Annotated in this window: 23 protein-coding genes and 1 tRNA gene; 7 read left to right on the top strand and 17 right to left on the bottom strand. The window is 53.3% G+C overall.

The genetic code is table 11. From position 1 onward, the window contains the following. Window positions 1-49: 49 nt before the first annotated feature. A complete protein-coding gene (locus M0D42_RS11575; RefSeq protein ID WP_265018767.1) occupies window positions 50-379 on the top strand; it encodes a hypothetical protein in 330 nt (109 codons plus the stop codon). Between the two features lie 268 nt (window positions 380-647). Here M0D42_RS11575 and uvrC read toward each other — a convergent pair whose 3' ends face one another. From uvrC to M0D42_RS11600, 5 genes are all read right to left on the bottom strand, one after another. Continuing rightward, window positions 648-2,522: an excinuclease ABC subunit UvrC gene (gene uvrC / locus M0D42_RS11580; protein ID WP_265018768.1), complete on the bottom strand. Its 1,875-nt coding sequence runs from the start codon at window positions 2,520-2,522 to the stop codon at window positions 648-650. 366 nt (window positions 2,523-2,888) lie between these two features. After that, window positions 2,889-3,851 carry a calcium/sodium antiporter gene (locus M0D42_RS11585; RefSeq protein WP_265018769.1) on the bottom strand — a complete coding sequence of 321 codons (963 nt, stop codon included), beginning with the start codon at window positions 3,849-3,851 and terminating at the stop codon, window positions 2,889-2,891. A gap of 175 nt (window positions 3,852-4,026) precedes the next feature. Beyond that, complete coding sequence (locus M0D42_RS11590; protein ID WP_265018770.1) at window positions 4,027-4,824, bottom strand: S49 family peptidase; 798 nt, start codon at window positions 4,822-4,824, stop codon at window positions 4,027-4,029. A gap of 95 nt (window positions 4,825-4,919) precedes the next feature. Next, on the bottom strand, window positions 4,920-5,681 hold the full coding sequence (locus M0D42_RS11595; protein WP_265018771.1) for an ABC transporter permease: 762 nt from the start codon (window positions 5,679-5,681) through the stop codon (window positions 4,920-4,922). After that, a complete protein-coding gene (locus M0D42_RS11600; protein WP_265018772.1) occupies window positions 5,678-6,607 on the bottom strand; it encodes an ABC transporter ATP-binding protein in 930 nt (309 codons plus the stop codon). Before M0D42_RS11600 ends, M0D42_RS11595 begins: the two co-directional genes overlap by 4 nt. Before the next feature lie 600 nt (window positions 6,608-7,207). On the opposite strand from M0D42_RS11600, the gene M0D42_RS11605 reads away from it, so the two are divergent. Both M0D42_RS11605 and M0D42_RS11610 read left to right on the top strand, forming a co-directional pair. Next, window positions 7,208-7,284, top strand: a tRNA-Met gene (locus M0D42_RS11605). A gap of 448 nt (window positions 7,285-7,732) precedes the next feature. Then, window positions 7,733-8,587 carry a LytTR family DNA-binding domain-containing protein gene (locus M0D42_RS11610; protein ID WP_265018773.1) on the top strand — a complete coding sequence of 285 codons (855 nt, stop codon included), beginning with the start codon at window positions 7,733-7,735 and terminating at the stop codon, window positions 8,585-8,587. A gap of 1 nt (window position 8,588) precedes the next feature. On the opposite strand, the gene hemE is transcribed toward M0D42_RS11610, so the two are convergent. Continuing rightward, complete coding sequence (hemE, locus tag M0D42_RS11615) at window positions 8,589-9,623, bottom strand: uroporphyrinogen decarboxylase (RefSeq protein WP_265018774.1); 1,035 nt, start codon at window positions 9,621-9,623, stop codon at window positions 8,589-8,591. A 116-nt stretch (window positions 9,624-9,739) separates the two neighbouring features. On the opposite strand from hemE, the gene hemC reads away from it, so the two are divergent. Continuing rightward, a complete protein-coding gene (gene hemC, locus M0D42_RS11620) occupies window positions 9,740-10,696 on the top strand; it encodes a hydroxymethylbilane synthase (RefSeq protein ID WP_265018775.1) in 957 nt (318 codons plus the stop codon). 11 nt (window positions 10,697-10,707) lie between these two features. Here hemC and hemF read toward each other — a convergent pair whose 3' ends face one another. The 4 genes from hemF to clpS are packed head-to-tail and all read right to left on the bottom strand — an operon-like array spanning window position 10,708 to window position 13,830. After that, a complete protein-coding gene (gene hemF / locus M0D42_RS11625; protein ID WP_265018776.1) occupies window positions 10,708-11,601 on the bottom strand; it encodes an oxygen-dependent coproporphyrinogen oxidase in 894 nt (297 codons plus the stop codon). Window positions 11,602-11,611: 10 nt separating this feature from the next. Next, window positions 11,612-12,415: an SDR family NAD(P)-dependent oxidoreductase gene (locus M0D42_RS11630; RefSeq protein WP_265018777.1), complete on the bottom strand. Its 804-nt coding sequence runs from the start codon at window positions 12,413-12,415 to the stop codon at window positions 11,612-11,614. 49 nt (window positions 12,416-12,464) lie between these two features. Beyond that, entirely contained in the window at window positions 12,465-13,448 is a 984-nt protein-coding gene (locus tag M0D42_RS11635) for a class I SAM-dependent methyltransferase (protein WP_265018778.1), read from the bottom strand. A gap of 31 nt (window positions 13,449-13,479) precedes the next feature. After that, complete coding sequence (gene clpS / locus M0D42_RS11640) at window positions 13,480-13,830, bottom strand: ATP-dependent Clp protease adapter ClpS (protein ID WP_419195939.1); 351 nt, start codon at window positions 13,828-13,830, stop codon at window positions 13,480-13,482. Between the two features lie 516 nt (window positions 13,831-14,346). Here clpS and M0D42_RS11645 point away from each other — a divergent pair. Continuing rightward, the gene (locus M0D42_RS11645) at window positions 14,347-15,744 is read left to right on the top strand and encodes a D-alanyl-D-alanine carboxypeptidase family protein (protein WP_265018779.1); all 1,398 of its coding nucleotides are present in this window, start codon (window positions 14,347-14,349) and stop codon (window positions 15,742-15,744) included. A 34-nt stretch (window positions 15,745-15,778) separates the two neighbouring features. Next, the gene (locus tag M0D42_RS11650; protein ID WP_265018780.1) at window positions 15,779-16,816 is read left to right on the top strand and encodes a Hint domain-containing protein; all 1,038 of its coding nucleotides are present in this window, start codon (window positions 15,779-15,781) and stop codon (window positions 16,814-16,816) included. Between the two features lie 4 nt (window positions 16,817-16,820). Here the strand turns inward: M0D42_RS11650 and ccoS are convergent, their stop codons facing one another. The 5 genes from ccoS to M0D42_RS11675 form a co-directional block, all read right to left on the bottom strand. After that, the gene (gene ccoS / locus M0D42_RS11655; protein WP_265018781.1) at window positions 16,821-16,979 is read right to left on the bottom strand and encodes a cbb3-type cytochrome oxidase assembly protein CcoS; all 159 of its coding nucleotides are present in this window, start codon (window positions 16,977-16,979) and stop codon (window positions 16,821-16,823) included. 3 nt (window positions 16,980-16,982) lie between these two features. Next, window positions 16,983-19,148, bottom strand: coding sequence for a heavy metal translocating P-type ATPase (locus M0D42_RS11660; RefSeq protein ID WP_265018782.1), 2,166 nt, complete (start codon window positions 19,146-19,148; stop codon window positions 16,983-16,985). Window positions 19,149-19,151: 3 nt separating this feature from the next. After that, the gene (locus tag M0D42_RS11665) at window positions 19,152-19,613 is read right to left on the bottom strand and encodes a FixH family protein (RefSeq protein WP_265018783.1); all 462 of its coding nucleotides are present in this window, start codon (window positions 19,611-19,613) and stop codon (window positions 19,152-19,154) included. A 2-nt stretch (window positions 19,614-19,615) separates the two neighbouring features. Beyond that, window positions 19,616-21,049: a cytochrome c oxidase accessory protein CcoG gene (gene ccoG / locus M0D42_RS11670; RefSeq protein ID WP_265018784.1), complete on the bottom strand. Its 1,434-nt coding sequence runs from the start codon at window positions 21,047-21,049 to the stop codon at window positions 19,616-19,618. Window positions 21,050-21,415: 366 nt separating this feature from the next. Further along, window positions 21,416-21,976, bottom strand: a complete 561-nt coding sequence (locus M0D42_RS11675) for a CAP domain-containing protein (RefSeq protein ID WP_265018785.1) — start codon at window positions 21,974-21,976, stop codon at window positions 21,416-21,418. A gap of 250 nt (window positions 21,977-22,226) precedes the next feature. On the opposite strand from M0D42_RS11675, the gene M0D42_RS11680 reads away from it, so the two are divergent. After that, a complete protein-coding gene (locus M0D42_RS11680; protein ID WP_265018786.1) occupies window positions 22,227-23,504 on the top strand; it encodes a hypothetical protein in 1,278 nt (425 codons plus the stop codon). A 56-nt stretch (window positions 23,505-23,560) separates the two neighbouring features. On the opposite strand, the gene ccoP is transcribed toward M0D42_RS11680, so the two are convergent. Together ccoP and M0D42_RS11690 are read right to left on the bottom strand one after the other, a co-directional pair. Next, the gene (gene ccoP / locus M0D42_RS11685; protein ID WP_265018787.1) at window positions 23,561-24,427 is read right to left on the bottom strand and encodes a cytochrome-c oxidase, cbb3-type subunit III; all 867 of its coding nucleotides are present in this window, start codon (window positions 24,425-24,427) and stop codon (window positions 23,561-23,563) included. Continuing rightward, window positions 24,424-24,621 (bottom strand): cbb3-type cytochrome c oxidase subunit 3, encoded by a 198-nt coding sequence (locus tag M0D42_RS11690; RefSeq protein WP_265018788.1) that lies wholly within the window; start codon window positions 24,619-24,621, stop codon window positions 24,424-24,426. The genes ccoP and M0D42_RS11690 overlap by 4 nt, the downstream gene beginning before the upstream one ends. Between the last annotated feature and the right edge of the window lie 4 nt (window positions 24,622-24,625).

A 24,625-nucleotide genomic window follows, 5' to 3' on the forward strand; every position in this document is an offset into this window, starting at 1 on the left:
GATCTATGCTATACTGTTGCTATGCAAAACAGTTTCGGGAGGAAAGGACATGGAACCTGTTGTTCTATTGGTCGGACGCCTGCCGCATGTAATCGGCGATGTGGCACGCGAACTTGAGGATTTACCGATCCGCTGGTTAGGGGCGCATGATCACGGAGAAGTGGTGCGCCAGTTGGATAATGAGCCGGGTATTTCCTGCGTCATCATGGGGGCTGGCTTAGAGGATGATATCCGCGGCGATTTAATCGGCATTATCGCTGAGAAGCGCCCAGATGTGTGTATTCACCTCAAAGATCGCGACTCTGGTCCTAAAGGCATGGTGCCCTTTATCCGCCAAGTCGTTCAGGGCGGCATCTTGAACCAATTCGTGGTCAATTAAGGACATTAAAAAACCCGGGCATTGGGTATGCCCGGGTCAGTGTACGAAGCAATTTCATCCCCGAAATTCTTACTAGGAATTTGCCGCGTCTCCTGGGGTGGAAACCTGAGATCGGGATGCTTGTGATCCAGGTTCCGGCGACGAAAGCAAATCTGATTTAGGCTTCGTTAGAACTGTTTTACTCGCTCGCGTTTAGCGCGAATTCGCTGGCAGCGGATAGGTTCTACATAATGCGGATAGGCCCGTATACTTTAGTATAGGAAGCTAATCAGCGGCCCTCATGAAAGAAATCATAGATCGATTCTGCTAATGAATCCGAGATCCCTTCCACTGCCTTGAGGTCTGCGAGATTCGCGCGACTCACCGCCTTGGCGCTACCGAAATGCGCGAGCAAGGCACGCTTCCGAGTCGCGCCGACACCAGGAACCTCATCCAAAGGCGTCGCCCCAACCGCTTTCGCCCGCTTGGCGCGGTGAGTGCCAATGGCGAAGCGATGGGCCTCGTCCCGCAGACGTTGGATAAAGTAGAGCACAGGATCGTTGCGGCGTAGCGCAAAAGGACGCTGACCCACTCGGTGGAACTCTTCCTTACCGTGGTCACGATCGACACCTTTGGCGACTCCGACCATCGGAATGTCTTCGACCCCCCATTCCCGCATGATCTCTGCAACCGCTGAAACCTGCCCCGCGCCCCCATCAATCAACAGCAGGTCTGGCCAATGCCCTTTGTCGCGATCAGGGTCTTCTTTGAGTAGGCGTTTGAAGCGGCGCGACAGCACCTCTTTCATCATGCCGAAGTCATCGCCCGGCGTGAGATCATCTCCGCGGATATTGAATTTGCGGTAGCTGTTCTTCATGAAGCCATCCCGCCCCGCAACGATCATCCCGCCTACGGCGTTTGTGCCTTGAATATGCGAGTTGTCATAAACTTCGATCCGTTCCGGTGGGCCTTCCAAAGAGAAGGCCTCAGCAATCCCAGTCAGCAGTTTCGCCTGTGTTGCGCTTTCGCTCATCTTCCGCGCCAATGACTCGCGCGCGTTGCGCACGGCACCCGCAACCAATTCAACCTTTTCGCCCCGCTGGGGCACCGTAATCTCGACCTTGCGCTTAGCCTTCTCTTCCAAGGCTTCAGACATCAACTCTGCGTTCTCGATGGGGTGAGACAGGATCAACTGCCTGGGCGGCTCTTTGGTGTCATAGAACTGCCCTGTGAAGGCTTCGAGCACCTCTGCAGCCTCGATGTCCGCACCAACACGTGGGTAGTAGTCTTTGTTCCCCCAGTTCTGATTGGCGCGAATAAAGAACACCTGCACACAGGCCTGCCCTTTTTCTAGGTGCAGCGCGATAACATCAGCCTCGCGTACACCGCGTGGATTGATGCCCTGCGCGGTTTGAACCTGGGTCAGGGCGCGAATACGATCTCTTAGAACCGCAGCCTGTTCGAACTCCATATTGGCGCTGGCCTCTTGCATTTGGCCAGCCAACTTCTCTTGGATATCAGTGGAGCGTCCCTGCAGATAGCGTTCTGCATCAGCCACCGATACTGCGTAGTCTTCGGCGCTAATCTTACCTACGCAGGGTGCTGTGCAGCGTTTGATTTGATATTGCAGACAAGGTCGCGTGCGGCTTTCGAACGTCGCGTCAGAACAGTCGCGCAACATGAAGACCTTTTGCAACTGGTTCAGGGTGCGATTGACCGCGCCAGCGCTTGCGAAAGGACCGTAGTAATTGCCCTTTTCCTTCTTCGCTCCGCGATGCTTTTTGACCTGTGGGAAGTCGTGTGCCTTGCTTACAAGGATGTTTGGGAAACTTTTGTCATCACGCAGCAGCACGTTGTACTTAGGTTTCAGCTGCTTGATCAGGTTTTGTTCAAGCAGCAGCGCTTCGGTTTCTGTCTTGGTCGTCAGAAACATCATCGAAGCGGTTTCGCTGATCATGCGAGAAATGCGGCCAGTATGCCCGGTTGGCCGTGAATAGCTTGATACCCGCGCTTTCAGATTGCGCGCCTTACCCACATACAAAACCCGTGCCTGACTATCGAGCATGCGATAAACCCCCGGAGAACCATCCAGAGTTTTCAGATAATCGGCGATCAACACATGGCCTGTCAGGCGCTGGGGTTCGTCAGAGGTAGTGTCAGACATTCAGACTATGAGCCTACATATGATTCTTTCCCTGCCTGCAATCTCAGGGGGCTTTGCGCAAGAGTAAACATGTCCACTGAATCTGTGGATAACTCTGAAGATAACTTTCCGTGAGAATTGAATCCCCCTTATTTTTAAGCCCAATTTGGTGATTGCACAAAAAATAGGCATATAAATATCCGTCTGTTTTTAAAGGATATTTTTTCCTAAAACTCTCAAAACACTGAAATCATTACAGTTTTCGTAACGCTTTCGTGACAGTTGTGTGACCGGTGCACAACTCGCATCCCTTCGCGCGGATGGCGCACGTAACTGCCACTCTCGGTCAGCAGCACAAACGTCAGAATTACATAAGGAAAAGGGAGATTAGGCCAGCACAGCTAAGATGTAGACGACGTACAGCCCAGTGAGCAGAACACCCCACCGCCGCGTGATATCAGCCTTGAACCAAACAAATGGCAGGATCAACAGGCTGGCACCTGCCATGACCCAAAGGTCAAACTCCAGGAAGTCGTCCTCAACCGGGATAGGACCAATCAGGCTGGCAATGCCCATTATGGCCAACAGGTTGAACATGTTGGAGCCAATGACATTCCCCAAAGCGACATCTGCCTGGCGCCGGAGCGCGGCCATGACAGTTGTGGCGAGTTCTGGGAGGCTGGTACCCAAAGCCACCAGTGTAAGACCAATCACGGCCTCCTCGACATGGAAGGCACGGGCAATATCCACGGCGCTTTCTACCAATAGATCAGCGCCCAATGGCAGACCAATTAAACCCAGAACAAGAAACATACCGATACGCCACCAAGGCATATCTGGATCAGCGCCTTCCAGATCATCCAAATCCTCTGCTTCACTACAGGCGGCCTTGCCATTTTTTCGGTGCTGCATGGCCATTCGGAAGGCATCCCCCAACACAAAAGTCAGAGCAGCCAGCAAGATCAATCCGCTCAGCCAGGTGAACACGCCACAAAATGCGAGTGCAATGAACAATGCAGTTGCTGCCATCATGAAGACGTAGTTCTTGCGAGTATCGCATGTGCTTGTGTGCAAGCGCGCTAAGATCGCGGGCAGGCCTGACACCAAGAGAATATTCGCTGTGTTGGAGCCGACTACGTTCCCCAGTGCAATGCCCGGAGCACCATCGTCAATCGCGCTGATCGCAATGAGCAGCTCAGGTGCAGACGTGCCAAATGCCACAATCGTCAGGCTCACGATCAATGCAGGAATGCCAATACGAAGGCTCATGTTGACCGCGCCGCGCACAAGTGCATCGCCTGCGAGCAGCAGAATGATCAGCCCTAAACCGGCTGTTAGCCAAACGAGCATGTGGTCTTAGCCCTTCCTGCTGCGACAGCGACAGGGTCCCTTGCCTAACTTAAACCGCCCGCATTCAGGGCATCTTCGCGCATCCAATTGTTTCTTACCTGGCAGCGTAAGCTTGCCAAACATGGCCAGTACAGCCATGCCAACGAGAAACAACAGGACAATTTTTGTCAGCACATCAAAGCCCGAACCGCGCGTATTCTGCGCGTTCCTCTATCCCGCTTAGGGCATCCTGTGCAACCTGTGCGCCAAATCTTTGCCAAAATGGACGTCGCATGTCGTAACGACGGAACCGTACATCCTTGCCAAATTTTTCTTTCATAACCGGTACGATATGCCCCAAACCATCGGCTAGACCCTGGTCGATCGCTTTCTGGCCGATCCAAATTTCACCGGTAAACATTTCGTCATTTTCGATGAGCTTGTCGCCACGACGCGTTTTCACATGGTCGATAAAGTTCTCATGGATCTGTTCAAGAATCTCGCCAAGACGCGCGACATCTTCTTCCTTTTCCGGGCTGAACGGGTCGAGCATCGATTTTGATTTTCCGGCGGTGTGCACGCGTCGCTCTATGCCATGGCGCTGCAAAAAATCATGCGCGCCAAAGCCAGCAGAGATTACGCCAATGGACCCCACGACGGATGATGCATCAACATAGATTTCGTCAGCAGCCGCGGCGAGCCAGTAGCCACCGGATGCAGCAACGTCTTCGACAAAGGCAAATACCGGCACATCCAGTTCTTCCGACAGTCGCCGAATGCGCGCGCCGATTAGCGCACTTTGCACTGGGGAGCCTCCGGGCGAATTCAGGATCAAAGCAACCGCGCTAGGCTTGCCACGCCGAAAGGCTTTTTCGATCAGCGGAGCCAGAGATTGATCGCTCAAGCCGCCCCGGTTTCCGGCGGCAATCACACCAGCCAGACGGATAACAGCGACGGATGGTGGCTTTTTGGTAAAGGGGATCCAACGTTTCATGAGTGGCATTTAGAAAGCCTGAAGCCTTCAAACAAGATGGGCGCTTCAACAAAGCGCCCACCTGATGCATATACGTCAATTTCAGAATGTCTGAACTAGCTGCGGATGCGCCAGCCAGTCTTAAATATCCACCAAATTACGACCATGCAGATTCCGGTGAAACCAGCGATAGCCAGAAGGCTCAATCCGATCGGCACATCGGCAAGACCAAAGAACGCCCAGCGGAATCCAGAGATCAAATATACCACTGGGTTGAACAGGGTCACGGTCTGCCAGAAAGGCGGCAGCATAGAGATCGAATAGAATGATCCGCCCAGGAAGACCAAAGGAGTCACGATCAAAAGTGGTACAAGCTGCAACTGTTCAAAGTTCTTAGCCCAGATCCCGATGATGAACCCAAACAAAGCAAAGCTCGTGCAGGTCAGCACCATAAAGGCGATCATCGCAATCGGGTGTTGGATACTCAGATCAACAAAGAAACCTGCGGTGGCCAAGATCACAACGCCTATGAACAGCGACTTGGTTGCAGCGGCGCCAACGTAACCGATAACGATCTCAAGAAAATTCACCGGCGCCGACAGAAGTTCGTAGATCGTCCCTATGAACTTCGGGAAATATATCCCAAATGATGCGTTCGATATGCCCTGCGTCATGATCGACAACATGATCAAACCCGGCACGATAAAGGCTCCGTAGCTGACGCCTTCAACCTGATCGATCCGACTGCCAATCGCGGCCCCAAACACTACAAAATAAAGCGACGTTGAGATCACCGGAGAGATAAAACTCTGGGTCAATGTGCGGAAGAACCGCGCCATTTCGAAAACATAGATGGCTTTGATGGCTGTCCAGTTCATGCTTGCCCCTCCTCGACCAAGCCTACGAAGATATCTTCGAGGCTGCTTTGCTCTGTTTGCAGATCCTTCAGCACCAATCCTGCGCCTGAGAGATCGGCCAACAACGTGGTGATACCTGTGCGCTCAGCTTTGGTGTCATAGGAGTAGGTGATAGATGTTCCATCCTCACTCAGGCTCAAATCATAGCCGTTGAGCCCCTCTGGCAAGCTTTCAATCGCGTCCTGTAGCTCAACTTTCATCTGTTTCTGCCCAAGGCGCTGCATCAGGGCAGACTTCTCTTCGATCAAAAGAAGCTCTCCCTTGTTGATGACACCTACGCGATCCGCGATCGCTTCGGCCTCTTCGATATAATGCGTCGTCAGGATGATCGTCACACCATCGCGCTTGAGTTCATCCACCGTATCCCACATGTCTTTACGAAGCGCGACATCGACACCCGCAGTAGGTTCATCCAGAAACAGAATGCGAGGCTCATGACTAAGGGCCTTCGCGATCAACACGCGCCGTTTCATGCCGCCAGAGAGTTCCATGATACGGCTGTTTTTCTTATCCCAAAGGCTCAACTGCTTCAGGATCTTTTCTAGATAGGCATCGTTACGGCGTTTGCCGAACAGGCCACGCGAAAAGCGAACCGTATTCCAAACCGTCTCAAAGGGTTCTAGATTGATCTCCTGCGGGACAAGCCCAATCAGACTGCGCGCAGCGCGGTAGTCTTCATTAACGCAATGACCACCGACATGAATGTCGCCAGAGGTGCTGGTTGTGATCCCGCAAACGGTCGAAATCAACGTTGTTTTACCAGCACCATTTGGCCCCAACAGCGCAAGAATTTCGCCTTCTTGTATTGAGAGCGTGACGCCTTTAAGCGCCTCAAATCCGCCCTCATAAACCTTCTTCAGGTCCTTTATTTCCAATATGGACGTCATAACGTTCCCTCGTAAGTACCGCGCGAAACTACGTGTTCGCCCGAGTTTGGCCAAGATACTAAAAAGACATATAGACCTGTGCAAAAACGCATATCAGGCTGATGCTGCGTGCATTCATAGACCCCCTGACTGTCAATTAATGACAGCAATTTGGGACCAAAACTGAGTGCAGCAATATTCGCAATCACACATCTGCTCTTATGAGCCGTGTCATCTTGGCCAATGGCACGATACAGTTTAGCGGACAGGCCGATACGTGGGAGATTCAATTGCCGATCAGACCCCGTAATGGCTGGACAGAGTCGAAGCGCTTTCGAAAGATGCCGCTAGAAACAAAGCTCACATTCTTCGGTGTGTAAACTGACTTACTGATAGGAATGATTTCACGGAGTCGAACGCCATTCGGGACACCTCAAAACCGGTGCCTCCAAACGCAACACAGGCTCGCAGTTAGGCAAAACCGGTGCTTCTTGAACTGCTAACCGAGAAGCGCGTCACGGTCGCAAAGTAACGTTTGAAAAAATTTGAAAGCGATGCAAAATTCTCGTCGCTTTCCTCTTGACCCTATCGCAGGGCTAAACTAAACCCCGCTCCACTCATGGCGCGGTAGCTCAGCTGGTTAGAGCGCTCGACTCATAATCGAGAGGTCGGGAGTTCAAGTCTCCCCCACGCCACCACTTCCCTCAATACGCAGACATATGGATCCAGCCCATTTGTGGTCCATTTCGAGTCCTCCGGGAATGCAATCAAGTTATAGAATTACAAAGGGCCGGCACAATGGCCGACCCTTATCAGATAAAGCCAATTCGCCGCATGGGATGCATTTAGCGAACCCGGCCTAATCCAGTTAAGTTGTCACTCTTTACACTGAAACCGAGAGTATCAAGAAGACACTATAATTAAACAATAATTTCGCGACGAACATGACGAAGTTCGTGACGAACACTGTGTGATAGAGAAACACCTCGGTCAGCGGAACAAGCCCGCAGAGCTTGACCTAGGGTCAACCAACATCTTAATCATAAGATATTGGCTCTGAGTGAAGCAATTACATCAGTATTTTCCTCAACTAGGGCATTCATCTTCAACGGAGGTTTGGGAAGTCCCAAATAAATTTGGCACCCAATGACCAGCTGGACTCCACTTAAGATGAACCCACAAGAAGTTGTTGCTGTGCGCGCACTTCGCAAGGCTGCCATTCAGTCGTTTGGTACTCCATGGATTCTATCACTGTTCCTTGGAATTACCGCGTTGATCGCCTTTGTGGCACCCAAGGCGCTACCAACTGATTCCATCCTTTTAATTTGGCTTGGAACCGGAGGAATTGCCGTGGTGTCGGTGGTTTATCAGATTACGACGGGCCCGTGGTTTGTCGTGATATTTGCTAGAAGACACTACTCTGTCCTCTTCAGCCTTATAATCAACAGTCTAATCGACGTGGTTTTGCTTACGGCCTTGGCCATGCCAGCAATTTCACCAGAATTCATCGCAGAGCATGGATTTATCGATGTCGCCTTCCGTGTCTATATGGTTTTATTCCTACTCACTTGGGCTTTCGTACATGTCTATCTGACATTGATGGAGAATATCTTCGCAGACATATTGGCGAAGGCAAATCTCCCGACCCGGATATTTCCCCAATTTCGAACTGAGAAAACTGATGCGCTGCAAAAGCTTCTTCCCATCAATGTTCGGGGGCCCGTTCGCTACATCCAAGCGCAAGATAAATATGTGCAGGTCGCAACGTTCAATGGAAACCATCTTCTGCCCATGCCTCTGAGCCAAGCGGTGTCGAAGATCGATCCACAAAGCGGCATGCGAGTTCATCGTTCGCTTTGGATCAGCTGGGAGGAAGTCGACCGCGTGGTTTATGAAAACGGCAACCCACGCATCATTGGCAAAGACGGTGAAGTTTGGCCCGTGAGCCGAAAGCATGTAAAGCAGCTCAAGTCCGAGCTTCTAGACCGTGAGAAAGGTTGAATCAGGCGCTTCGCACAGTATCGATCATCAGCTGAACATTCTCTGGATCAGCATCAGGCGTGATGCCATGGCCCAAATTGAAGATATGTGGGCCATTGCTCAACGCGTCAACGATCCGTTTGGTTTCGGAAACCAGTGCATCTCCACCTGTCACCATATGAGATGACTTCAAGTTGCCCTGAACACAGCCATCAGGTTGAACGGCCTTCGCAACCCACTCTGCTGTGACGCCATCATCAAAGGCTACGCAATCTGCTCCGGTTGCCTGTGCAAAGCCTGCATAGCGTTCGCCGGCGCCGCGCGGGAAAGCAATGATCGGTGTTTCCGGATGCAGCTCTTTCAATGCTGCAATAATGCGTTTGGTGGGTTCCAGAGCATAGCGGTCAAAGTCCTGGCCTTTGAGGGAGCCTGCCCAGCTGTCAAAAAGCTTCACAACCTCTGCCCCGGCTTTAATTTGCTCAGACAAATAGGTAATGGTGCCTTCTACAATCAGATCGATGACCTGCTGGAACAGTTCTGGATGCTGATCTTTCAGAGCGTGGGCTGGTCCTTGGTCTGGCGTACCACGCCCTGCGATCATATAAGTTGCTACCGTCCATGGTGCGCCAGCAAATCCGATCAGCGTGGTTTCGCTTGGCAATTCGCGACGCAAGATGCGGACGGTTTCATAAATTGGTGCGAGCTTGTCATGAACTGCAGCAGCAGGTTTCAAGGCGTCGAAATCCGACTGAGACTGGATGGTGGAAAGCCGCGGCCCCTCTCCAGTTACAAACCAAAGATCGGCCCCAAGCGCCTGCGGCAATAGCAAAATATCTGCAAATAGGATCGAGGCATCAAAACCGTAGCGACGGATCGGCTGCAGGGTCACTTCGGCTGCCAGTTCGGAGTTATAGCAAAGCGAAAGAAAATCCCCCGCCTGCGCACGCGTAGCGCGATATTCCGGCAAGTATCGACCTGCTTGGCGCATCATCCAGATAGGTGGCGTCGGCAATGTTTCTCCTGCCAATGCACGCAGAATGGTTTTTTGCTCAGCCATGATCCACCTCATTCAATCTAGTCTCACGCTAGGTCTAGCGCGCGCGGCAAGATGTCAAGGCTCGGCGGCCGCCATTCTGCTTGTCAGGACAATCTGGCGCGGCTAGACCTCAGCCCATGACAGTGACCATGCCAACACCCGATGCACCCTTGAAAATAGGCACCCGAGGCTCTCCGCTTGCGCTTGCGCAGGCCTATGAGACGCGCCATCGATTGGCCGAGGCGTTTAATCTGGATGAAGCCGCTTTTCACATCGAAGTGATTAAAACCACTGGTGATGATCGCCAGATGATCGCAGCGGATCGCCCGTTGAAAGAAATCGGGAACAAGGGGCTATTCACCAAAGAAATTGAAGATGCCATGCTGCGCGGCGACATTGATATCGCTGTGCATTCCACGAAGGACATGCCAACCGAACAGCCTGAAGGTCTGGTGCTTGAAACCTTCCTGCCGCGTGAAGATGTGCGCGATGCGTTTATCTCGGTAAAATATGGCTCTATTTCAGAACTACCCGCCGGAGCGAAGGTTGGCACCTCTTCCTTGCGTCGTCGCGCTCAGCTGATGCAGATTCGCCCGGATCTCGACATCGTTGAATTCCGGGGCAATGTCCAGACGCGGTTGAAAAAGCTGAACGATGGGGTCGCGGATTGCTCATTCCTTGCCATGGCGGGGCTCACACGCTTGGGCATGCTGGATCAGGCGACATCCGCAATTGAAGCAGAAGAAATGCTGCCTGCCGTGGCGCAAGGAGCCATTGGTATTGAATGCCGCGCGAACGATAAACGCGCGGAACATATGCTTGCAGCCATTCATCATGCAGAGACCGGGCACCGTGTCCTGTGCGAGCGGGCCTTTTTGCGCGCGCTTGACGGATCATGTGAGACCCCAATTGCAGCGCTATCTGTCGTCGAAGGTGACACAATTCACCTACGCGGAGAAATTCTGCGGCCAGACGGCTCCCAGAGCCTGAAAACTGAAGGCAAGTCTGCACTGAGTGACGCCGAAAGCTTAGGACGTCGTCTGGGGGAAGAGTTGCTGGTGCAAGCCGGAGCTGACTTCTTCGATTTCCGTTAAAGCGGGCTGTCTTAGACCCACTTCGCCATTGGCGGCAGGCTCATCAAAACCGCATTGGCGTCATGTCCGGTTTCAAGTCCAAACTTGGTGCCGCGATCATAGACCAGATTGTATTCGGCATAGAGACCACGATGCACCAACTGTGCGTCTTTCTCTGCGTCGCCAAACCCCTGTGACCGACGTTTTTCGATCAACGGCAGGAAGGCAGGCAGAAATGCCTTTCCTATGTCTTGGATGAAGGCAAAGTCAGCCTCCCAATCCCCTGTATTATGATCGTCAAGGAAAATACCACCAACACCACGAGCGCGGCCGCGATGAGGAATGTAGAAGTACTCATCCGCCCAGTCCTTCAAACGCGGGTAATGTGCTTCACCGTGGCGGTCGCAGTGCTCTTTTTGAACACCATGGAAGTGGGCTGTGTCTTCGTCATATTCGAGACAAGGGTTCAGGTCAGAGCCCCCCCCAAACCACCAACCATGTGGCGTCCAGAACATACGTGTATTCATGTGAACCGCTGGGCAATGCGGGTTTTGCATGTGGGCCACCAGAGAGATGCCAGAAGCCCAAAACCGTGGATCGTCCTGCATGCCGGGCAAACCCTTACGTGCAGCCATGGCTTTCTGGGCCCTTTCCCCCAGCGTTCCATAGACGGTCGAGACGTTCACCCCGACCTTTTCGAAAACACGACCGCCCCGCATCACAGACATGAGGCCGCCGCCAGCGTCTGCACCATCATCAGAAGCACGCCGCGTTTCGGTCACCTCAAAACGGCCAGCATCCTGATCAGAAAAAGGTCCGGTGACATGAGTATCTTCAAGACGCTCAAATGCTGCAACGATCTCATCCCGTAGCGAACGGAACCAAGCGCTTGCAGTGTCCTTTTGAGGCTGCATCGTGTCAGTCATCGATATGTCCTTAGTGCGCGGGGGATTTGACCGGGTCAATTAGCGTACGTCCACCGTCCACAGTGACCACCTGCCCTGTCATAAAGGCCGAGGCATCAGATGTAAGATAGCGCACGGTATCGACCAGCTCTGTGGGGGCTGCGATGCGCCCTTGTGGGGTGTGATCCTCGATGTCATTTCTGAAATCGGGATGTTCCTTCAGAATATTTTTAAGACTCGCGCTCATGACCGATCCAAATGCGACTGCGTTCACACGAATACGATGGGGTGCAAGTGCTGTGGCCAGTCCGCGCGTCATCTGATCAAGCGCTGCAGTCGCCATCGAATACCCCATAAGGTCTGGGTTGGTGCGACAAGCAGCAATGGACGACAGATTCACAATCGCCCCAGCAGAGCCTTCGCGCTCATCCTCTTCGGATTGTTTAATCATACGTTTGGCCACGGCCTGACTTAACCGCAGTGAGGTCAATAGGTTCTGGTTCAACATCGTTGAGATACTGTCGTCATCGATATCCAACGGATCAGTCCGCATCAGTTGGCGGCTTGCATTCACGAGAATATCTACGCGTTCAAAACTATCGATCGTTGCTGAAAGCAGGTTCGCTATCGTCAGGCGTTCGCGCAGATCGCCTGCGAAAAATTCAACTTTGCTGTCTTCCGAAACGTCTCCGGCCTCTTTGCTAAGCTGTTTGTCATCCATATCAACCATCATGACATTCGCACCCTGCTCGGCGAACTCCCGACTGATGGCCAAGCCGACCCCATTGGCTGCTCCGGTCACGATGGCGGTTTTACCAGCGATAGAAAATGACATGATGATCCCCGGATTTGGTCCTGATGATTCTTGTGGAGGTTACGCGGATTTAACGCGCGGTGCGAGTTGGCCGCTCAGCGCGTAGGATTTTGAACCGATTGTCGCCTGCCACCTCTTCGACTTTTACAAAAAGGTCTTCCAATGTTGCCTCGTAAGGAAGATGACGATTGGCCACCATCCAGAGCTGGCCTGAGGGTGCCAACATCCGCGCCGCGGCCGCGATGAATGCTTTGCCAAGTGCGGGGTCCGCTGTGCGGCCGCTGTGGAACGGCGGGTTCATGACAACTGCGTTCATTTTAGCGCGCGGCTCCCAAGTGGTTGCGTCAGACCAGTGAAACTCCGCGCGCGCATCTTTGACATTCATTTTTGCGCATTCCAAAGCCACATGGTTGGCTTCTACGAGATAAAGCGTTTCGACCTCGTCGCGTGTCAGGATGTTATTAGAGATATACCCCCAGCCCGCGCCAAGATCGGCAACGTAGCGCCCTAATTTCTCCGGTAGCGCGGCGACCAAAGCGGCCGAGGCTGGATCAATCCCATCCGCCGAGAACACTCCTGGCCGAGTAAGGAATCCCCCATCAATGGAAGTCTCAGCGTCGGGCACCCAGTCTTTGAAGTCACCGCCTTCAAACCAGAATAACTTGCCATGCGCTTTAGAGAATGATCCCGCCAAATCTGAACGACGTTTACAATCTTTCAGCATGGAGTCTGCACCATCGGTTTTTCGGCCATCCACAATAACCATGCCGCCAAGCGCTGAAGCCTCAGCAACCAGGGCGCGGGCCTCAGCTTTGGCGCGGGTCAGGAACACCACGGCAGCTGAGAATTCTCCGCTGGCGGAGACCGATACGTCATAACCAGCCTGAGCGAAGGCATCGTGGTCAGGCTTCATTCCAGTGATGACTTGAACGCGATCTCTTGGCAAAGCGCTCAGATCCGTGGCAGCTGTGGGCGAGAAGACTGCGATCCGGCCCTCGGACGGCAGAACCAACTGACCGCTTTCAACCGCCAGTGACAAACGGGAAGATGACATGAAACTTATCGATCCGAGCTCTGGCTTCGGATCACTCCTTTTCCATCGTGCATTGCAATGGGTGCTGATGGCGACGCGCGAAATCCATCACCTGTGTGACTTTGGTTTCGGCAATCTCGTGGCTGAATACGCCAACAACAGCCACACCTTTTTTATGCACGGTCAGCATGATCTCAAAGGCCTGCGCATGTGTCAGGCCGAAAAACCGTTCAAGAATGTGAACGACAAACTCCATTGGCGTGTAATCGTCATTCAGTAAAAGCACCTTATAGAGAGGCGGACGCTTGGTGCGCGCACGCGTTTTGACAGCGATGCCAACATCCCCGTCATCCTCATTATCCGACGCCATGAAAAACGGCTCTGTTGCCATATCAAATGTCATTCCGGTTTTTCGTATCCGCGATGTATATAACCTGTCGCCGCCAATAGAAAAGGCCTTCGGTATAACTCACACTATGCAGATCGCGTTTATTCGCTGTTTTCGCATTAAAATCTTTGCAAACCGATGACAAGTTAAGGAAATCCTGACCCGCCCCAAGCTTCGATTCGCCTCGATCTGATGCCATTTTAGCGAAAATCCTGATCCAGATCGATATCCGCGGTGAAGCTGGTTGTTGTCTAACTCCATCTTAGTAACCGCTTGCATCTCGTCGCTTTGGTCTGTCGGAATCAATGTCCTTACCAGGCGGTCAATTTACCATAATTCGAGCGCCACATTCTCGCCACAATCGACGGTTTAGTAGCACTTCTCATTGCTTCCGCAAGATGTTGGATTTACCGACCGTTAAACAATTCCAAACTCCTTGAATCAAAGGGTTTATTTGAAATTGGCCCTGTGTTAGCCTTTAGGAAAAGGTCAGCCAAAAAATTGGCGGCAGAGGCAGTAAGGGCAAGTAACGTGAAGGTTCGGCAGAGCAGGCCGGCCCATTTTGGGCTATTTATCCTCTTAGCGTGTTTATTGACATGCGTGACCGCGTTCACCGCGGCGGCAGCGCCTTATGCTGCTATGGTCATCGACTCTCGCTCTGGCAAAGTTCTGCATTCTCGTAACGCCGATACACGCCTGCACCCGGCCTCCCTGACTAAGATGATGACGCTCTATATCGCGTTTGAAGCTGTTCAGAACGGCGAATTGTCTATGGACACGAAGGTCCGCATCTCCAAAGTTGCCGCTGCAGAGCCACCATCCAAACTCGGCTTGAAAGCGGGTCAGCGTATTGCCTTCCGATATCTCGTGCGCGCGGCAGCAGTAAAATCTGCCAATGATGCGGCCACCGCAATTGGTGAAGCCATTTCGGGTTCCGAAGCCGCCTTTGCCCGTCGCATGAACCGCACAGCGCGGGCTTTGGGTATGACACGCACAACTTTCAAAAATGCACACGGTTTGACCGAAAGCGGTCACATGTCGACTGCCCGTGACATGACCACGCTGGGCCGCCACGTGCTTTATGATTATCCGCAGTATTATAACCTCTTCTCTCGCCAATCGACCCATGCAGGTGTGAAGGAAGTGGCCAACACTAACCGTCGTTTCCTCAGCAACTACCGCGGCGCCGACGGCATCAAAACCGGGTACACCCGCGCCGCTGGCTTTAACCTTGTGGCATCTGCTGAGCGTGGCAACGAACGGATTATCGCAACTGTCTTTGGTGGCCGCTCCACCGCTTCGCGCAATGCAAAGGTGGCCGAATTGCTTGATCTTGGCTTCCGCCGCGCCCCAAGCCGCGTGGCGTTGAGAAAGCCAACCCGCCCTGCCTACGCAGGCAACGTAGGAACGTCTGGCGCACAGCCAGCCGCAAAGACCGTGCGTGTTGCGACAGCAGTGAAAAAGAGCCTGCGTCCTATTCTAAGGCCAACAACAAGCGCCCCTGCCCCGACAACAACAATTGCCGCGACAGATGGCATTAATGTCGAAATCGAAAACGCGCTAAAAGAAGCGCAAGCTAATACAGCCTCGCTCTTCCCGACATCGGTGAAGAAATCCGCGGCCCCTGCCCCGACACCTGTCATTGTCGAAGATCCGGAACCCCAAGTCGTCACCCGTTTGTCTACCTCTGGCGGGCGTCACTGGGGTATCAATGTTGGCCGGTACGGAAGCCGATATGCGGCTGAGAAAATGCTCCTGAAAACGGCGCTCGCTGAGATGAGTACACTTGATGGCTCACTGCGAAAGGTTGTGAAATCCAAGCGCGGATTTGACGCCAACTTTATGGGGCTCACCCGAGACACTGCAGACTTAGCCTGTCGGCGCCTGCAAGCGCGCCAAGTGTCCTGCTTTATGATCGGGCCAAGTTAACCCCCCGGTCATCTGACTGTGAAAGGATCAAGCTATGCCAGATCCCTATTTTTCCGAAGTCAAATTCCTCGGTGCCGGCAACCAAGACTTTGTCGAAATCGCTCTTGATGCAGGCACTGACCCAAGCACGATTCAGCTGGTTGTCTATCATCCCAATGGGACCGTACGAACAACCAATGATCTCGATAGTCCGGACAGCTCTAATGCTGGCAAGGATATCTATTCGATCGATTCAGCTGGATCAGACACGTTCAATGGCGTCCATAAAAATGGAGCCATCGCCCTTGTTGAAAATGGTGTTGTTGTTCAATTCATCTCTTTTGAATCAACGCTCACGCCGAGCAATGGCCCTGCAGCGGGGATGACATCCACTGCGCTTGGCGGAACCGCACAGGGTGAGTCACTCGAATCCACCGATGGTGGCGGAAGCTATGGAGTGAATACCGCCCCATCCAAGGGCACGATCCCGTGCTTTCTTGCTGGCACTCAGATTAAATCGGTTGGTGGTGAAACGGCTGTGGAAGACATCGTATCAGGCGATCAGTTGGAAACCAGAGATAACGGTTTGCAAACTGTGATCTGGGTCGGAAAGCGATGTTTGACTCTTGATGAATCCAGCGATCCGAAAACCAGACCAATTCGCATCCCCGCACAGGCGTTGGGGGCTGGCGCTCCGCACATCGATACATACATTTCGCCAAACCACAGAGTTCTGATCTCTGATCATCTTTGTCAACAGCTCTTCGGATCGCGAGAGGTTTTCATTGCCGCGAAATTCCTGCTTGGGCACCGCGGAATTGGTCACGCACCTGTGGCATTACCGATCTGGGTTCACCATGTGTTGTTTGAGCACCATGAAGTTATCACCGCTAATGGACTGCCAGCGGAAAGCCTCTTTCATGGTACCGTTGCTGCGGAAGGTTTCAGTTCTGAGGGTTCTGAAGTCCCAACTGGGTTAGAGGGATTTACTCATCACGACTCCCCGGCCCGCAAAGTCCTGAAATCTGGCGAGGCCGCGCTCCTATTGCGTGAACTGGAAAAGCAGGAAACTTTCCATTTGATGGTCAGCTAACCGCTTAGTCTTTCGGACGGTCGTCGTACTCGCCACTCAGGATGCGCTGCGCGTCTCCATCCGGGTCGTCATACTGTTCGCTGCGCAACGTATAAAGGAACCCCCAAAGCCCTAATCCTCCGAGGATAAGAGACACAGGAATAAGCAATCCGAGTACGGTCATGGGTTACCTCAAACGTAGTGCGTTCAAACTGACTGTAATTGAACTCGTCGACATTGCCAAAGCGGCAATCAAAGGTGTGGCAAGACCTGCGATCGCCAGGGGCACTGCTATGACATTATAGAGCGTGGCAATGCGGAAGTTTTCCCGAATACGTCGTCTTGCGCGGCGCGAGATCTCAAGCGCTTCTGCAATACATGACAGATCAGAGCCCAGTATCACGATATCTGACGCCACACGGGCGGCATCTAGCGCGGAAGCCGGAGACATCGAGACATGAGCGGCCGCAAGTGCAACCGTATCGTTAAGCCCGTCACCAACCATCATGACTTTGCGATTTTGCGCCGCGATATCTGAGATGTATTCGGCCTTGTCTTCTGGCAGCATGTCAGACTTCCAGTTCGAACAGCCAATATCTGCAGCCACTGTCTGGACAGCACCCTCGCTATCACCTGATAGTATGTGCACTTCGATGCCTTGGCTTTGAAGGATCGAAACCGCTTCTTTGGCCCCCGCCCTCAAATCGTCTTCAAATCGAATTGCAACCGGTTTGGCCAAGCCCAAGTTCAGATATACTGCACTGCCCTCTACAGGGATGGCGTCTACCCATTCCGCACGCCCTAAACGGACGGATTTACCATTCCAGACACCTTGAACACCAAATCCCGGAATTTCTTCGATTTCGGACACATCGGCAGTTTCCAATCCATCTCCGATTGCCACAATCGCCTGGCTGAGCGGATGCGCCGAGCCTGCCGCCAATGCTAGAGCGACGCTGGCCGCCTCGGCATTCAATTCATCCCAGTTTTGCACAACCGGCGTACCTTTGGTCAGCGTCCCAGTTTTATCAAACACCACGGTATCGACCTCTGCGAGCCGTTCCAGTGCTGTAGCATGTTTGACAAGCAAGCCCATCTTGAAGAGGCGGCCACTGGCGGCTGTAGTTACAGCTGGCACAGCCAAACCCAATGCACAGGGACAGGTGATGATCAAAACCGCCGCAGCAATGTTAAGGGCGGTGCGCATATCAAACGTGTAAAGATACCACCCCACAAATGCCAAAGCAGATAGAATATGCACACCAGGTGCGTATAGTTTGGCGGCACTATCGGCCAAAGAAGTGTAGCGGGATCGTCCACTCTCTGCGATGGCCACCAAATCGGCCATTCGATGCAGGCTCGTATCGCGCCCAACTGCGTTAGCACGTATGACCAGCGGACCGGTTAAATTGACCTCCCCAGCGCTGACAACAAAGCCTTCTTCGACAAAGACAGGGGCTGTCTCACCTGTCAGCAATGAGCGATCAAGCTCTGATCGGCCTTCTACAATTTCACCATCAACCGGCATCCGCCCGCCCGGACGCACAAGAATCAGATCGCCAATCGCAAGATCAGCCAAAGCCACAACTTCTTCAGAACCCGCTCTTAGCCGTGTCGCCCTCGGCACTTCGAGCGCCGCAAGCTCTTCTGCTGCAGATCGCGCAACGGCTCGGGTCCGGTGATCCAGATAGCGACCTGCCAAAAGGAAGAACACAAGCGTGAGCGCCGCATCAAAATAGGCATGATGACCAGACAGCATCGTCTCCCACAATGACGTGACCAGCGCCAGGGCGATGGCCAGCACAATCGGCACATCCATATTCAGACGCCGTGCCTTTAGAGCCGACCACGCGCTTACAAAGAAAGGTTTTCCCGTAAATGCAATAGCTGGCAGGGCGATGGCCGCTGATATCCAGTGGAATAGATCGCGGGTTGCGCTATCTGCACCTGACCAAACAGAGACGGACAGAAGCATAACGTTCATCGTCGCAAAGCCGGCAAGCCCGACACGCATCAGAAGATCACGACCTGCCTTATCAGAGGCTGTAGCGCTCAGGGTCCCGGCATCCAACTCATGTGCCTCATAGCCTATGGCTTCCAAAGCACCAATAAGTTGGCTCGCATCAAGCTCTGCATCCGCCTCTACGGTCGCACGTTTAAGCGTTAGATTAACCCTTGCGGATTGCACACCCTCTTGAGCCTCAAGCGCGCGCTCTACGGTGGCAATGCAAGCCCCGCAATGCACGCCCGGAACGCTCAGCGCAATCTGCGCGTCTGTCGCGAGCTCCAGATCAGCAACAGCTTCAGCTGCAGGAAGAGCATCACAAGCTGGGCATGCAGAGACCATTGTCATCGTTTAGTGTTCCACCCGCAAAATAACACGCTGCTCAAAAGCGGTGCCGTCGAATGCTTCCGCTTTCATACGGATATTCCAGTTGCCATCTCCCAGTTCAGCAGGGGCCACATAGGCGCGGCCGTCAAACTGAAAATCCGGAGTTAGGTCATCTTTGACATGCGTCGCGCGTCCAAGCACAGCATCAAGAGATTTAACGGCAACTGGTGCACCATTTGCATCTTTGATTGAGAGGATCACCAATCCGCCAGTGGCCTTAGCAGAAACGTCCCACCCTAGGGCTTCCTGACTGGCCTTGCGATCGTCAAAAGTCTGGCTGGCAACATATGAGTTTTTCACTTCAAGCCCAGGGAATGTCTTCACTGCACTGAAAGCCAGAACCAGATTCACTGAGATGATTACAGCAAAGGCACCGACAAATATCATCGCTGCATGGCGACCGGTAAATCGTTTTTCGCGCGTCATCGTTATTCCCCTTTCCCGTGAAATACAGTGTCTTTGTGCACCCGCTCTCCGCTTTGGGTATCTTCAACCCAGAAGCGTAGATCGCTCAGCGCACCATCCGCAGCGCCAGATCCTTTGGGTGCCACCACATAGACTCGCTGTAGACGCATCGCGTCTGCTGGAACCGTCACAGCTTCGCCTTCCTGGCCTTCAAGGATCACCTGCATATCAGCCTCCCCTTTAATCGTGACGGCAAACGGGCGCTCTTCACCGTGTTTGTTCCGCAACCTCAGCTCGTAAGTGTTGCGGATGTCACCATTGGAGAGTGTTACGAAGGTTGGGTTGCGAACGGGCGCAACAGTTACGTCAATATCGGAGCGCATGAACAGCGCCACAACCAAAAGCACACCAACCAAAGACCACAGACCTGTATAAACCATCGTACGCAGGCGCAGGATGTGCTTCCAAACACGGCGAGGCGCTTGACCTGCACGTTCCAATGGTTCGTCGCTGATTGCCATGTAATCGATCAACCCACGTGGTTTTCCGATTTTGTCCATAATGTCATCGCAAGCATCGATGCACAGCGCGCAGGTGATACATTCCATCTGCTGACCATCGCGGATATCAATCCCCATCGGGCACACTGTCACGCAGGCCATGCAGTCAATACAATCGCCCTGAGGATCTTCGGTTTGCACAGCTTTCTTAAGCTTGCCACGAGGCTCCCCACGCCAGTCACGGTACCCGACAGTCAACGTGTCTTCATCCATCATCGCCGCCTGAATACGCGGCCATGGGCAGGCGTAGATACAGATCTGCTCACGCGCATAACCACCGAAGAAGAAGGTCGTCGCAGTCAAAAGCGCCATCGTGGTATAGGCAATCGGATGCGCTTGCCCGGTGACCAAATCCACCATCAGGGTTGGCGCGTCAGCAAAGTAGAAGACCCAAGCCCCGCCTGTCGCCAAACCGATTAATAGCCAGGCGATGATCTTGGTCACTCTCAACCGCAGCTTTCTGAAGTCCCATTTCTTCTGGCGATGCAAACGCAGTCGGGCGTTGCGATCGCCTTCGATCCAACGCTCCACGAGAATAAAGAGATCTGTCCAGACGGTCTGCGGGCAGGCATAGCCGCACCAAACGCGCCCAAGCGCTGACGTGAACAGGAAGAGCCCAAGCCCAGCCATAATCAATAGGCCAGCAATGAAATAAAATTCATGCGGCCAAATCTCGATCCAGAAAAAGAAGAAACGACGGTTGGCCATGTCGACCAAAACTGCCTGGTCCGGCAAAGCCGGTCCTCGGTCCCAACGGATCCACGGGACGAGGTAGTAAATCCCAAGGGTCACCGCCATGATCCACCATTTGAGGGTTCTGAATTTGCCGGAAACACGCTTCGGGAAGACCGGTTCGCGTGCGGCATAGAGGCTTTGGGAGGAATCGCTGTTACTCAAGGACGTGGCTCGCTCTGCAAATTGGCTGCCTCGTTTTCGCAGGCGCGAGCCTTGCAGACTTTGACCAAGATCAAATTCTGAGTTTTGGACGCACCTTTTCCAAGAAAACTGGTTTTGGCTGGTTTTGATATAGAGTTTTGGGGAGAGTTCGGTGCCGGGCCCTCAGGAAACGCGCGAACAGGACGAGAGTCCGGCACCATTTGCCCACGCTCCTCAAGGTGGACAACTGTCAGCGAAATGATCGTTTGTGGGAGGACCATTTCGCCGTTGATGTTAGATTCGCAGATTCGGGCGTGATTTGCCTTGATGCAGATCAATCAGCCAATTTTGGGCGACAAATATTCGCCAAACGCTGAGTGCACTGAGTTACTGTTCAGACGCCAGCACAAGAACCCAATAGGTATTTGATCCACTCCCGGCTTTGGCCAAGGCAAAATCTTCGAAATTGGGGTTGATGTTGTTGGCGTGGTGACCGGGCGAGTTCGTCCAGGCGGTCATAACGGCCTCTTCAGACTGCTGACCACGTGCGATGTTTTCGCCATAGGTCCGCCAGTTGTAGCCGGCCGCAGTAATGCGATCCCCAGGAGACGATCCGTTTAAACCCGTATGACTGAAATAGTTATTGGCCCGCATATCGTCCGCATGACCCTGAGCGGCGTTTGCCAATCGGGCATCAAAGGCAACGTTGCCAGCGCCGTTTGTAAGACGCACATCATTCAGAAGCGTAGCAAAGGACGCGTTGTTGGCCCCTCCCCCAGTTGGCGGTGGTGTTGAGCCTCCGGATGATGGTGGCGAGGTTGAAGGCGGCATTGTCGCAGCCGGCGGCGCCGTTGTGCTTGTTGGTAATACAGATGAACCGCCACCTGTTGTTGCGCCACCGCATGCGGAAAGCGCCGAAACTGCCAAAATCGGGATGAACCACTTCATAGTCTGCTCCTTGCCTATAGCCGAGGATGTAGGTTGCAGGGTCACTCTCTGTACAGGAGGACAAGAATTGGGACGCCAGAAAGGCAACATAATGCTGAAAATGCTATCAACCGTCGGCAAGTCCCCGCGCGATTGAAGCAACCGGCGATCTTTAGCGCATCATGGGCGGCAGATTGCTTGTTTTATTGCCTTTCCCGCCTCCGGATTGCGTTGACAATCCGCTCGAACATATGTCCCCGGCGACATGAAAATGGCTCAAATTCATAAATTACGCGGTGCCTTCAAGCCGCTAATCTGCGCCGCCACTATTTCGGCAACTGCACTGTCGGCACATGCACAGTCCACTTTTTCTATAGATGACACCGGTTTAGTTCGTGCAGAGGAAGCGTTGCAGTCTTCCAATTTCAATCTTGCGCGAGACCTGGGGCAAACGGCCTATGCCCATGCCAATTCAGATGTTAAAAAGCTGCAATCTGCACGACTTGTCAGCGCAGCTTACTTTGGTCTTGGCCGTTTCACTGCCGCACAATTCTGGCTGCGCCGCGCCACCAATCACGCCAAGACTCCGCAAGATGCACTGCAGCTTCGAGAGGACATGAGCGCCATCCGCAAATCCAATCCGCTCGCCACAAGTCTCTCATTCTCTATCGCGCCTTCTGACAATGTGAATGGCGGTGCCGCTGATAGAACTTTTTCGCTGGGTGATTTCACATTCGAATTTGCACCAAGCAGTCTCGCGCTTTCAGGTATCGAATATTCCGGTCAGGTGGATTTTCTATATAACTTGGGTGAGAGCGAAACCGGCGTCACAGCCGCGGGTCTTTCACTCTATGGCCGCACTTACTCACTGAGCCAATCCGCAAAGGAGGCTGCCCCCGGAGTGTCAGGATCTGACTATGCTTACACGCAAGTAGAAGCTTCTTTGCGTCATCGGCAAAACATCTTTGAGGGCCTTGGACCCTCGGAAATCGCACTTCAGGTCGGAAGAACCTGGTATGGTGGCGACCCCTTGCGCAACTACGCCCGCCTCGGCCTGTCTCAGGACTTTGTGCTTGGGCAAGATGCAGCGCTGACGATCAGCGGGTTCGCAGAAAACCAAAACGCATTGTCCGCAGCCCAAGTCGATACGCGAGTGTATGATTTGAAAGGAATTTATGCCCAGCGCCTGGCTAATCAGGATGTCTTACGGCTTACCCTGCAGCGACGCTTTCATGACGCGGATGAGGAAACATTCACTTACTCCGACAATCGCTTTGTGGTCAGTTACGAGTTGGCTGAACGCTATTGGAACACCAAACTCTCTTTGTTCGCGGGGTTTGGTTACAAGAACTACGACGAGTTTTCCCTGTCGCTGGATGGCCGCCGTGATCGATCCGTCTCTGCTGGTTTAACAGCCGTGTTTGAGGGTGTCTCTTATTTCGGATTTTCTCCCAGTATGACGTTGGCTGCCAACAGGACCCAGTCCAACGTTGCGCGGTTCACAACGAATGGCTTGGAAGCGCGGCTCGGGTTCACGTCGAATTTCTAACAAAAAAGGCCCCCGCACAAAAAATGCGGAGGCCTTTTTGTTTCATGTGCAGGTGGCTATTCACCGCCACCCAGCTGGTGAACGTAGGCTGACACCGCGCGGATCTGAGCTTCTGTCAGGCGGGTATCCCAGCTTGGCATGACACCAAAACGGCTGTTCACAACCGTCTCGCGAATATCATCGTATGACCCACCGAAGAGCCAGATCGCATCTGCGAGGTTTGGCGCACCCTGATCACGGTCGCCTAGGCCCGCTTCGCCGTGACAGGAGGAACAGTTGTCTGCGTAGACTGTTGCGCCCTCGGTCACCATGCTTGCGTCCATTGGTTCACCGCTCAGAGACATCACGAAGTTCACGACCTGATCAATCTGCTCGTCTTCCAGAAGTTCATCGCGCCCGAAAGCGGGCATCTCAGAATACCGCGCGAGGTCGTTGTCCTCATTGCGGATACCCGCTGTCACAGTCTCGTGGATCGCTTCGATGTCACCACCCCAGAGCCAGTCGTTGTCCAGAAGGTTTGGATAGCCTTTGGCACCAGCTGCACCTGAGCCGTGACACTGCGCACACCACGTCTTGAAGACCGCGGCACCGGCAGATTTGGCATAGCCGTTCAGCTCTGGATCGCTTTCAATTGCGGTGAGTTCAGCAGATGCCAAACGCGCATTGATCGCTTCATTGCGGGTGTTCACCTCGTCAATTTCAGCCGCCACTTCGGCCCGAGTGGAGTAACCTAACAGACCCTCAGTGGCGCCTTTGATCCCCGGCCATGCAGGGTAAGCGATGGTGTAACCGATGCCCCAGATGATGGTGATATAGAAGGTCCACAACCACCAGCGTGGCATAGGGTTGTCGTATTCCTGGATACCGTCCCACTCGTGTCCAGTGGTTGGAATATCCTGTTTTTGAACAGGTTTCTTGCTCATTTCTGCGCCTCCTTCTCAGTCTCGGCGTCTGGCGCGGGTTTGTCTTCGTAGCGGAATGGAATGCCTGCTGTGTCCTGATATTCTGCCTTGGAACCTGGGCGGAACACCCAGAGGATCACCATGAGGAAGAAGGTGAAGAGGAACAGCAGCATCCAGCTATCTGCGAATTCACGTAGGAGAGAATAAGTTTCCATTGTT

It is taken from the genome of Cognatishimia activa, assembly GCF_026016445.1.
Classification (GTDB): domain Bacteria; phylum Pseudomonadota; class Alphaproteobacteria; order Rhodobacterales; family Rhodobacteraceae; genus Cognatishimia; species Cognatishimia activa_B.

Excerpts from the sequence above, each read along its gene's own strand:
- M0D42_RS11575 (WP_265018767.1), top strand. The coding sequence starts at position 50 with ATGGAACCTGTTGTTCTATTGGTCGGACGCCTGCCGCATGTAATCGGC.
- M0D42_RS11680 (WP_265018786.1), top strand. The coding sequence starts at position 22,227 with ATGGCTCAAATTCATAAATTACGCGGTGCCTTCAAGCCGCTAATCTGC.
- ccoS (WP_265018781.1), bottom strand. The coding sequence starts at position 16,979 with ATGACCGTACTCGGATTGCTTATTCCTGTGTCTCTTATCCTCGGAGGA.
- M0D42_RS11690 (WP_265018788.1), bottom strand. The coding sequence starts at position 24,621 with ATGGAAACTTATTCTCTCCTACGTGAATTCGCAGATAGCTGGATGCTG.
- M0D42_RS11675 (WP_265018785.1), bottom strand. The coding sequence starts at position 21,976 with ATGAAGTGGTTCATCCCGATTTTGGCAGTTTCGGCGCTTTCCGCATGC.
- M0D42_RS11665 (WP_265018783.1), bottom strand. The coding sequence starts at position 19,613 with ATGACGCGCGAAAAACGATTTACCGGTCGCCATGCAGCGATGATATTT.
- M0D42_RS11585 (WP_265018769.1), bottom strand. The coding sequence starts at position 3,851 with ATGCTCGTTTGGCTAACAGCCGGTTTAGGGCTGATCATTCTGCTGCTC.
- M0D42_RS11590 (WP_265018770.1), bottom strand. The coding sequence starts at position 4,824 with ATGAAACGTTGGATCCCCTTTACCAAAAAGCCACCATCCGTCGCTGTT.
- hemF (WP_265018776.1), bottom strand. The coding sequence starts at position 11,601 with ATGACTGACACGATGCAGCCTCAAAAGGACACTGCAAGCGCTTGGTTC.
- hemC (WP_265018775.1), top strand. The coding sequence starts at position 9,740 with ATGACAGTGACCATGCCAACACCCGATGCACCCTTGAAAATAGGCACC.
- hemE (WP_265018774.1), bottom strand. The coding sequence starts at position 9,623 with ATGGCTGAGCAAAAAACCATTCTGCGTGCATTGGCAGGAGAAACATTG.
- M0D42_RS11600 (WP_265018772.1), bottom strand. The coding sequence starts at position 6,607 with ATGACGTCCATATTGGAAATAAAGGACCTGAAGAAGGTTTATGAGGGC.
- M0D42_RS11650 (WP_265018780.1), top strand. The coding sequence starts at position 15,779 with ATGCCAGATCCCTATTTTTCCGAAGTCAAATTCCTCGGTGCCGGCAAC.
- M0D42_RS11595 (WP_265018771.1), bottom strand. The coding sequence starts at position 5,681 with ATGAACTGGACAGCCATCAAAGCCATCTATGTTTTCGAAATGGCGCGG.
- clpS (WP_419195939.1), bottom strand. The coding sequence starts at position 13,830 with ATGACATTTGATATGGCAACAGAGCCGTTTTTCATGGCGTCGGATAAT.
- M0D42_RS11630 (WP_265018777.1), bottom strand. The coding sequence starts at position 12,415 with ATGTCATTTTCTATCGCTGGTAAAACCGCCATCGTGACCGGAGCAGCC.
- M0D42_RS11660 (WP_265018782.1), bottom strand. The coding sequence starts at position 19,148 with ATGACAATGGTCTCTGCATGCCCAGCTTGTGATGCTCTTCCTGCAGCT.
- M0D42_RS11635 (WP_265018778.1), bottom strand. The coding sequence starts at position 13,448 with ATGTCATCTTCCCGTTTGTCACTGGCGGTTGAAAGCGGTCAGTTGGTT.
- ccoP (WP_265018787.1), bottom strand. The coding sequence starts at position 24,427 with ATGAGCAAGAAACCTGTTCAAAAACAGGATATTCCAACCACTGGACAC.
- uvrC (WP_265018768.1), bottom strand. The coding sequence starts at position 2,522 with ATGTCTGACACTACCTCTGACGAACCCCAGCGCCTGACAGGCCATGTG.
- M0D42_RS11610 (WP_265018773.1), top strand. The coding sequence starts at position 7,733 with ATGACCAGCTGGACTCCACTTAAGATGAACCCACAAGAAGTTGTTGCT.